A 9,198-nucleotide genomic window follows, 5' to 3' on the forward strand; every position below is an offset into this window, starting at 1 on the left:
CGAGACCGCCGACCCCGCCAAGACGAAGGTGGAGCTTGTCGACGGCGAGTGGACCGTCACCCGCATCGCCGGCGCCACGGCCCGCGTGCCGCGCAAGGCCACGCTGACGCGCACCGTCGCCGGCCAGATGCCCGACGACTTCGACCCCTCCAAGTGGGGCATTCCGGCGCAGATGGTGGACAACATGGACCGCATCGCCGTGTGGAACCTGGTCACGGCGGTCGNNCCCCCGCCGAGCTGATGCGCGCCGTTCACCCGGTGGACGTGGCGACGACCCAGGGCACCGGCATCGGCGGCATGGAGTCGCTGCACAAGGTGTTCGTCTCGCGCCTCCTCGACGAGGAGCGCCAGTCGGACATCCTGCAGGAGGCCCTGCCGAACGTGGTGGCCGCGCACGTGATGCAGTCCCTCGTGGGCGGTTACGGCTCGATGATCCACCCGGTTGGCGCCTGCGCCACCGCGGCCGTCTCTATCGAGGAAGCCGTGGACAAGATCGCGGTGGGCAAGGCGGACTTCGTGGTCGCCGGCGGTATCGACGACGTCCAGGTGGAGTCCCTCGAGGGCTTCGGCCAGATGAACGCGACCGCCGATACCGAGACGATGCGGGAGAAGGGAATCGCGGACCGCTTCATCTCCCGGGCCAACGACCGCCGCCGCGGTGGCTTCCTCGAGGCCGAGGGCGGCGGGACCGTCCTGGTCACCCGCGGATCCGTGGCGGCGTCGATGGGGCTTCCGGTCCTGGCCGTGGTCGCCTACGCCTCCTCCTTCGGCGACGGTGCCCACACCTCCATTCCGGCCCCCGGCCTGGGTGTTCTCGGCGCGGCGCGCGGCGGTGAGTCGTCGCGTCTGGCCCGCTCGCTGCGCTCGCTGGGGCTGTCGCCCGACGACGTCACCGTGCTGTCCAAGCACGACACCTCCACCAACGCCAACGACCCGAACGAGTCCGAGCTGCACTCCCTGCTCTGGCCCGCCATCGGGCGCGATTCCCGCGCCCCGATGTACGTCATTTCCCAGAAGACGGTCACGGGTCACGCCAAGGCGGGTGCGGCACTGTTCCAGGTCGGAGGGCTTATCGACGTCCTGCGCACCGGCGACCTCCCGCCCAACGCGTCACTCGACTGCGTGGACCCCGCGGTGGGCGCGAAGGCGAAGAACCTGGTGTGGCTGCGCGCGCCACTCTCGCTGGGCAAGGGCGCGGTGAAGGCCGCGGCGCTGACCTCGCTCGGGTTCGGCCACGTCGGCGCGCTGGTGGTGCTGGCGCACCCGGGCGTGTTCGAGGCGGCCCTGGCCGCGTCGGGGGCATCGGTGCCGGAGTGGCGCTCGCGTGCGACGGCGCGCCTGCGCGCCGGCGCGGGGTGGCTCGAGGCCGGCATGACGGGCCACCGCGCGCTGTTCGAGCAGGTGGAGAACCGCCGCTTCGCCCCCGGCAACGCGCATGACGGCGAGATCGCGCTGCTGCTCGACCCGGGCGCGCGGCTCGGCGAGGACGGGGTGTACCCGAGGGGGTAGGTCGGAACGGGCATCTAACTCGCTCGGGTCCCGGGATCCGGATCGGGTTGGATGCTCGGCCAGACCGCCTGGGCGTGCCCGGATCGAACCCCTCATTACGCACCAGAAAGCCAGTCGTGAATAGCCCTCCACCCGGGTATGATGGCACCGGCGGGGGCAGCAGATGTCCCCTGCGTTTCAATCGTGGGTGGGGATAATTTTCCGGGGGATGATTCTGTGGGGGAGCAGCCAGAAAAGACCACGATGTGGTCGGGGATCGTCGTGGTGATCTTGGGATTGCTTACCCTGCAGTTTTACATCGCTCTTGTTCTCGGATCCCCTACGCAACGTTTAGGTCTCGTTACAGCGGGCATGACGTTCCTGGGGCCAGTCGGTGCAGCGATCGTCGCTTGGCGCGGTGTCTCCATGACAATGCGGAGTAATCGGCAGCAGGATCTGCTAAAGGAATGGCATTCCAACCTGCGGTGGGCAACTGAGTTGTGCGCCACAGGAGAAAACGGAAAGGTTTCATTGGGAGTAGCGATTCTTGATTCTCTTGATGATCTCCCATTCCTCAGCGATAATGAAAATCATTTGATCGATGCAGTTATCGAAGAAGTGGTTAACGAGTTCGACCGTTCTTAGGAGGCGGATGCCGATGAAGCAGACAAAGGGGCGCGAAGTCTACGTTCCGAAGTCCGGTGTCCGGCCCACGCCGGCCCAGGTTGCGGCGGCAAAACTCATCTTGAAGAGGGACCGTGAGGGGAAGGGGCATGTCACGATTACGCCCAAAATCCGGTACCTCGCGTCATACTCCGACTGAGCTCTCCCCGAAAGCGGCATTCGCGGCACAAGAGTTACCGCTCCCCCCGGTCTCAGCCCCAGATCGCCGCGGTCCAATGTCGCGAGCACGGGGAACTCCTCGACGGCACCGAGAGACGGCTTGAACACGTTTCGATGGATACCACCCAGGTAACGCATCCGCCTGCGCCGCAACTCCCTACACCGGCGCGGCCCCAAGCTTGACGAAGGTAAAGCCCGCGGCCCGCAGCTGGGGGATCGCCGCCCGGACTCTTTCCGCGGTGCCGTGGCCCGGCTGGTTCATGTGCATGATCACGATCGAACCCGGCGCACTGCGCACCAGGTTTTTCGCCACCACAGGGCCAAGCAGCGTCGCTCCCGCGTCGCCGTTGACGGCAAAACCAGCGAGGCTGACGCCCAGGTCCCCAGCGATGCGCACAGCGACGTCGTCGCAGAACGCGGTGCCCGGGCGGAACCAGTTCGACTCCACCCCCAGGAACCCGCGGAGGAAACGGCGGCTGTCCTCGATCTCCTCAACCAGCTCAGCGACAGTGGCCGTGCCCGCGATCCCGTAGGCCGAGCGGCCGTTCACCGACAGCGGCTTGTGCAGCATCCCGTGGTTCTCAATCTGAAACAGGGGGTTGCCCGCGATCTGCCGCGCCCGGTCCGGGTTGGCGTCGATCCAGCGCTTGTTCCAGAACAGCGTCGCCGGCACGGCCAGCTCCTGGAGGGTGGCGAGGAGGGGCTCGTCGACAAGCGAGCCCTGCGGCCCGCCGCAGGCGTCGAAGGTGAGGGCGATCGTCTTCGGGTTCGGATCAACCGTCCGCACAATTCCCGGCAGGTCCAACCCCCAGTCGCGGGCTACCGCGTTTCGGTAACGCTTTACGACGTCCGCGGGCCGCAACTCAGGCGCACCCGTCTCAGCCGTCGGACTGGCGGGTGAAGACCCGGGTGTTTCCAGGCGCGGGTATACGTCACCCCGGCTGGACGGCGCCACACACAATGCCGCGCTCCACGCGGTGTCGATTAACGGCAGCGCCACCCCGGCGCGAAGGAGGTCGCGACGGCTCAGGGAGCGGGGTGCCCGCACCCCACCTGCATCCGCTCCGGCCCCCGCATCATGGTGGGGCGCAGAGGAAAAGTCCATGATTGCTCATTCTATTGGGGGCGGCGGTGCGCTCCGCGACGCGTGGTCAACACCGGGACAGCACAGGATTCCTTGGCCGCGCCTACCCGCAGTCACCGACGCAGCCAACCACCCCGCCCCCGCAGGCCCTTCCTTCGCGACGATTGTCTGCGCGTTTGTCTAGAGCCCCCGGATTACGTCGGCGAGATCGTCCTGCAGCCGGTGCCCGAAAATGGCGGCGGCACGGCGCCGGGGCGCGTCGGGATCAAGGCCGAGAGCGACGTTGATGGCCCGCATGGCGCCTTCGGGGTCGTCGGCAAGCGCGGGCTCCAGACCCATGATGGAAAGTAGCCCCGCAAGCCCGGAAAGTGCGTCATCGTGCGGTGCAGCCGGGGTGACCCCAAACTCCTCCGGGGCGAATTTCAGCCACACCCTGTCCCCCGCCTCTGCACCCATGGGCTCGAGGAACCGGCGGATCGTGGATGTGGACGGCTGCTTCAAGCGGTTCACCCGCACGTGCTGCTCCCCGAGGGCACTCGGGACGGCCACCGACCCGTCCACTTCCACGTGGTAGATCCCGGCCACGCCTCGTGGCACCGCGAACCCCGAACCTCGCCGATGGTCCGCGTTGACCTCGAGAAGAAGGTGCCACGCGCCATCGCGCCAATACAGGTTCTTGGAGTCCTGCGGGTCGTCATCGATGGTCTCGCCGGTGTTGCCGGTGCGGGTGACGACGCCGTCGTGAAGCGCGAAACCGCTTCCCGTCGCGTACGCGCGCACGGAGCTTTCGCTGATCCGCAGCCGGGGCGCCTCGGCGAGCAGGTCAGCCAGGGCGACACCTTGCCCACCCGACGCGTCGACGCGTCGGCCAATCCAGTCGGTGATTGTGGAGAACTCCTCCATCCCCCACTCTTCAAGCGCATAGGCGTTGTTGGCCACCCGCACGATCCGGGGGTCCACGGCCAACTGGTTCGCCATCGACCGCACGTTGACGTTCGGGCCCGTCCTCTCGGCGATCTCCTCCGCTGTCAGGGGCTCACCCGCGAGCGACAGAATCGCCGCAGCTCTGTCCTGATGACTGCGCGCACGGGCCAGGCGCGTGCCCCCGGCGAGCTCAAGGTACCCCGAGCCCTGCAACAGCCACTCCACCAGCACAGGCGCAGAGATACCGGTCTGCGCGGCTACCTCGGCGGGATCAAACACTCCGTACGCGTTCGAGCACTCACCGATCCGCTTCTCGACGTCCTCCCCGACGCCCGGACGGAGCAGCCAGTCGCGCTCGACATCCCACAACCCGTAGAGGCGACGGAAGTAGGTCTCGTAGGTGCACCCCAGCTCGTCGTCCCGGGCGAACAGCTCCGGCACATCCTCCTCGGCGGCCGCGCGCGTGGTCAGCGGGCCCAGCCGGCGAGCGACCTGGCGGGCGGTGGCGTCGCTGAGCTCGGAATGGGAGAGGAAGGCCCCGCGGAGCTGGACCTCCAGCTGCCGGATCCTCTCGCGCGTGACCCCGAACTGCCCGCCGAGTTCGTCGAGCGTGGCCTCTCCGATCCACCTCTGCACCGCGATGGCCCGGGACCGCGGATCGTCCGCGGTGACTTGGGTGAGTTCTCCCGTGCAGGCGGCAAAGAGGCACCCGATCGCGTCACCGGGTGCCCCGGGGTACGGCGCACCCGTGAGCGCAGCCCACCCCTGCACGGTGCGGACTTCCCGCTCCCGCTCGTCCCCACCGCTGCCGGTGTCCAGGTAGATGGAATCGTTCAGGTAACCGCCGTCTCCAAGCTCCGCCGGCTCCTCAGGCGACTCCGCGGCGGCACCTTCGGTATCGATGGCCGCGAGCGCAACGGCCTCGACGAGGCCGCGGAGTCGCTTCGCCCCCACGCCCGGCAGGTCCTGGAGGTCTGCCACTGTCGCCTCGAGCATGCGGGGGAAGCGGCGCTGCCAGACGCTGCCCGCCTTTTCGATGCTCGAGTTCCGCAGGTCCACGGGTTGTCCGGCGTCCAGGAAGTGCGACATCTGCGCCAGGGGGACGTGCGTATGGTGTTCGATCCAGAGCACCGCAACGTGCTCTGTGGACGCGATCGCCTCCCCGTCCGTGGCACCCGTGGCGGCAATCCAGGGGAAGCGTTCGACGGGGATGGTTTCCCTGGGGAGCGGTTCGATGTCGGAGAGCAGCCGCGCGAAGCTCGCCTCATCCACCACGGGAATCCCCAGCTCGCGGGCTCTGGCGGCCTTCCCGCTCATCGAGTCCGGGTTCGCCGCGACCACAACGGCAGTGCGTCGGCTGACCCCGCCGTACAAGAGGCCGAGCTCCCCGACGCGACGCTCCCACTCGCCGCGGGGGAGCCCGAGAGTGCCGGTGAAAGCGACTGCGTCCCCGGGTTGAAGGGTGAAACGGACCGGCGGCGCGCCCTCAACGGGTGCGGCCACCAGTTCGTCCACGAGGTCGGCGGGCACACCCAGCTGCTGGGCCAGGTCATGCAGCTCCGCGCGCTCGGCGGAGGTGATCACGCCGTCGAGCCACGCCTCCACCGCCATCTGGCGCAGGAATTCCTCGTGCACCGCCTGGATGTCATCGAAGGACAACCCGTCACCCAGGGCGATCTGGCTGAGATGCTTGATCTCGGAGGCGGAAAGGCGGCGGTCCACCAGGCACGTGGCCAAGGCATCCCTGTAGCGGTCCACGGCACTGTCCCCCTGGGCCGGCAGCACCTGGGAGAGGCGCGCGAGCCAGTGGGTTGATTCGTCCGCCGCCCGGCGCCGCGAGACTAGCGGGGCCTCGTTGCCCCCGACAGGTTGCGAGAACACGCGCGATGCGGTGGGCACCCCCGCACCCCGGTCGCGGACGAGGACCCGGAGGAGCTCGGCGGTTGCCTCCGCGTCGGCGAGCGCGGCGTGGGGCTGAGAGTTCTCGATCCCCGCCGTGCTCAACGCCGCCGCGAGCTTCGCCTGCCCGAGGTGCCGCCGCGCCAGCACCCGGGTGTCCACCCACTCCATGGCGCCCACCGTCGATTCGACACCTGCCCGTTGGAACTCCTGCGCCAGGAACCTCTTCTCGAAACCGGCGTTGTGCGCGACCGGCACCCGACCCTGGAGAACGCCGGCCAGCTCCCGGGCGATCTGCGCGAACGTCGGGGCGTGGACCACGTCCGTCGCCGTGATCTTGTGCACGAAGCTGTTGGGGATGTCCCTCTCCGGCTGCACGAGCGTGTCCCACGTGCCCTCCCGGTGAAACTCCCCGTCGAGAAGGACAACTCCTACCTCGATGATGCGGTCAGTGCCACCGAATCCGGTGGTTTCGAGATCAATGACTGCGAAACCGGGCGCATCGTTCACAATTAGTTCTCCATCGTCGGGTCAGTTCCGGGCGGAGCGGGCACATCGCGTAACCGCTATTTCCACTTGATTCAAGTTAGACGGTTTCGTGGACACACCTTCCACGTTTTCGAACGCCGTCCCGCTCCCCGGCAATCCACGGCCGCCGGATGGCACTACCGCGTTCCTACTCCCTCCGCTTCCCCGCATCCCCCTCTTCTATCGCGCTCACGTACTCCCGGGTCCCCTCCACGATGGCGACATAGCGCTCGGCGAGCGCGAGGAGCGCACCATTCTCCGCCCCCTTCGCAAGGTAACCGTCACACAAACGCTCCTTGCATCCGTAGGCCGTGAACCAGCTGTACACGTCGCCGAAATCGAGGGTCGAGACGGTCCTCAAATCCTCTATGTGCTCGTACCCCTCGATGCGTTCCCACGCCGCCCCGAGGTGCTCCGCCAAGTAAATGCCGCACCACACCCCGTCCCAGAGCCAATCGGGGTAGCAGATCCACCCCATTTCAATAAGGCCATCCTCTGTTTCCTGGGCGGGGACGAAGGCGGGACTGTACCCATTACGCAGCTCGTCGCGTAAGAGCTTGACCGCCTCGAATTGCTCGGCGGGTGTGAAAGTGCGCACGTCTACCCAGGTCATACACGGAGAATACGTGAACCCACCCACTCCCCTAACCACGCCTATCCTGGTCCCATGACCTTCCTCCAGAAATCCCTCGCCCCGGTCTTCGCTGGCGCGGGCGCCCTTCACTTCCTCAACCCCGCACCGTTCGACTCCATCGTCCCGCCCCGGCTGCCCGGTTCGCAGCGGTTCTACACCTACGCCTCGGGCGCCGCGGAGCTCGCCACCGCGGCGTTGCTGGCCAAAAAGAACACCCGGAAGCAGGGCGGCCTCACCGCCGCCGCGCTCCTTACTGCCGTCTGGCCGGCCAACATCTACATGGCGTGGCAGTGGCGCGACAAGCCCCTCCCGCTCCTCCTCGGCGCGCTTGCGCGCGTGCCGCTGCAGATCCCCCTCATCCGCGCAGCGCTCGCCCTGGCCAAATGACCGCCCCGGACATCCAAGCCGGAATCGTCGACAAGCTTGCCTCCCGCACCCCGGAATCGTCGATCTGCCCCTCCGACGTGGCCCGCGAGCTGGGCGGGGCCGACGACTGGCGCGAGCTCATGCCCGCGGTGCGCGAAGCGGCGCCGCACCTCGCGGAGAGCGGCATAGTGATCGCAACGCAGAAGAACGACGTCGTGGATGCGGTCGCGGCGCGGGGCCCGATCCGCTTCCGGCGCGGACCCCGTTGGCAGGAAGAGCCCAGGTGAGCACCCTTGCTGCGAGCCGTCGCGAAAATAACTACTCTTATTCATGTAACCCATAATCATTTTTGAATAGGAGCAGGTAATGGCCCAAAACCAGACCCCTCAACCCGCCGCGTCCCCGCAGGGTGACCCGGCCCCCGGTACCCCGGGCGGCCACACCCCGCAGGTTCCCGAGCCGACCGCCCCCGCCGCTCCCCCGCAGCCGACGGATGCCCAGACTCCCCCGGCCCCCTACTCGCCGACCGGCTGTCCCTTCCACATCGGAGCCGGTGAGCCCGACCCCCGCGCCCAGCAGGGCGAGTACCTCACCACAGCGCAGGGTGCGCGCCTGAGCGAGACCAGCCATTCGCTGCGCGCGGGTGAGCGTGGCCCCCTGCTCATGCAGGACCACCACTTCCGCGAGAAGATCACCCACTTCGACCACGAGCGGATCCCGGAGCGCGTGGTCCACGCCCGTGGCGCTGGCGCCCACGGCGTGTTCGTCTCCAACGGCAAAGCCTCCACGATCTCCAAGGCCGGCGTGTTTGCCGAGGGCAAGGAGACCCCCGTCTTCGTGCGGTTCTCCACCGTGCTGGGTTCCCGCGGTTCCGCCGACACCGTGCGCGACACGCGCGGCTGGGGCGTGAAGTTCTACACCGACGAGGGCACCTGGGACCTGGTGGGCAACAACATCCCGGTCTTCTTCATCCAGGACGGCATCAAGTTTCCCGATGTCATCCACGCCGCCAAACCGCACCCTGACCGGGAGATCCCCCAGGCGCAGAGTGCGCACGACACCTTCTGGGACTTCGTGGGCCTGCACACCGAGGCCACGCACCACACTTTCTGGAACATGTCGGACCGCGGAATCCCCCGTTCCTTCCGCACCATGGAGGGCTTCGGCATCCACACCTTCCGCATGATCAACGACGCCGGTGAAACCACCCTGGTCAAGTTCCACTTCAAGCCGCGTCTCGGTGTCCACTCCCAGGTATGGGAGGAAGCGCAGATCACCGGCGGCGTGGACCCCGATTTCCACCGCCGCGACCTCGCCGACGCTATCGAGGCCGGCGCGTTCCCCCAGTGGGACCTCGGCATCCAGGTCTTCCCGGACACCAAGGAGGAGATGTTCGAGGGTATCGATCTCCTGGACCCGACGAAGATCGTCC

General features: G+C 67.6%; 7 protein-coding genes and 1 pseudogene. 5 read left to right on the plus strand and 3 right to left on the minus strand.

Annotated features, from left to right (window positions below):
* Positions 1–1,509 (plus strand): annotated as a pseudogene (locus B3611_RS04105) (beta-ketoacyl synthase N-terminal-like domain-containing protein); the annotation flags it as partial.
* A gap of 216 nt (positions 1,510–1,725) precedes the next feature.
* The gene (locus B3611_RS04110; RefSeq protein WP_291313814.1) at positions 1,726–2,133 is read left to right on the plus strand and encodes a hypothetical protein; all 408 of its coding nucleotides are present in this window, start codon (positions 1,726–1,728) and stop codon (positions 2,131–2,133) included.
* 355 nt (positions 2,134–2,488) lie between these two features.
* On the opposite strand, the gene B3611_RS04115 is transcribed toward B3611_RS04110, so the two are convergent.
* The 3 genes from B3611_RS04115 to B3611_RS04125 form a co-directional block, all read right to left on the minus strand.
* Positions 2,489–3,118, minus strand: coding sequence for a polysaccharide deacetylase family protein (locus tag B3611_RS04115; protein ID WP_291313815.1), 630 nt, complete (start codon positions 3,116–3,118; stop codon positions 2,489–2,491).
* A gap of 477 nt (positions 3,119–3,595) precedes the next feature.
* Entirely contained in the window at positions 3,596–6,748 is a 3,153-nt protein-coding gene (locus B3611_RS04120; RefSeq protein WP_291313816.1) for an exonuclease domain-containing protein, read from the minus strand.
* A 166-nt stretch (positions 6,749–6,914) separates the two neighbouring features.
* Positions 6,915–7,379, minus strand: coding sequence for a DUF6508 domain-containing protein (locus tag B3611_RS04125; RefSeq protein WP_291313817.1), 465 nt, complete (start codon positions 7,377–7,379; stop codon positions 6,915–6,917).
* Positions 7,380–7,433: 54 nt separating this feature from the next.
* Between B3611_RS04125 and B3611_RS04130 the strand changes: the two genes are divergently transcribed.
* From B3611_RS04130 to B3611_RS04140, 3 genes are all read left to right on the plus strand, one after another.
* A complete protein-coding gene (locus B3611_RS04130) occupies positions 7,434–7,787 on the plus strand; it encodes a DoxX family protein (RefSeq protein WP_291313818.1) in 354 nt (117 codons plus the stop codon).
* Entirely contained in the window at positions 7,784–8,053 is a 270-nt protein-coding gene (locus tag B3611_RS04135) for a DUF3253 domain-containing protein (RefSeq protein ID WP_291313819.1), read from the plus strand. The genes B3611_RS04130 and B3611_RS04135 overlap by 4 nt, the downstream gene beginning before the upstream one ends.
* A 79-nt stretch (positions 8,054–8,132) precedes the next feature.
* Positions 8,133–9,198, plus strand: a 1,066-nt coding sequence (locus B3611_RS04140; protein ID WP_291313820.1) for a catalase, incomplete at its 3' end; no start/stop codon positions are given.

This window comes from Corynebacterium sp. UBA2622 (assembly GCF_002339505.1).
GTDB lineage: Bacteria > Actinomycetota > Actinomycetes > Mycobacteriales > Mycobacteriaceae > Corynebacterium.

Bases quoted from the DNA above. Each gene is read 5' to 3' on its own strand.
- B3611_RS04125 (WP_291313817.1), bottom strand. From the start codon at position 7,379: ATGACCTGGGTAGACGTGCGCACTTTCACACCCGCCGAGCAATTCGAG.
- B3611_RS04130 (WP_291313818.1), top strand. From the start codon at position 7,434: ATGACCTTCCTCCAGAAATCCCTCGCCCCGGTCTTCGCTGGCGCGGGC.
- B3611_RS04135 (WP_291313819.1), top strand. From the start codon at position 7,784: ATGACCGCCCCGGACATCCAAGCCGGAATCGTCGACAAGCTTGCCTCC.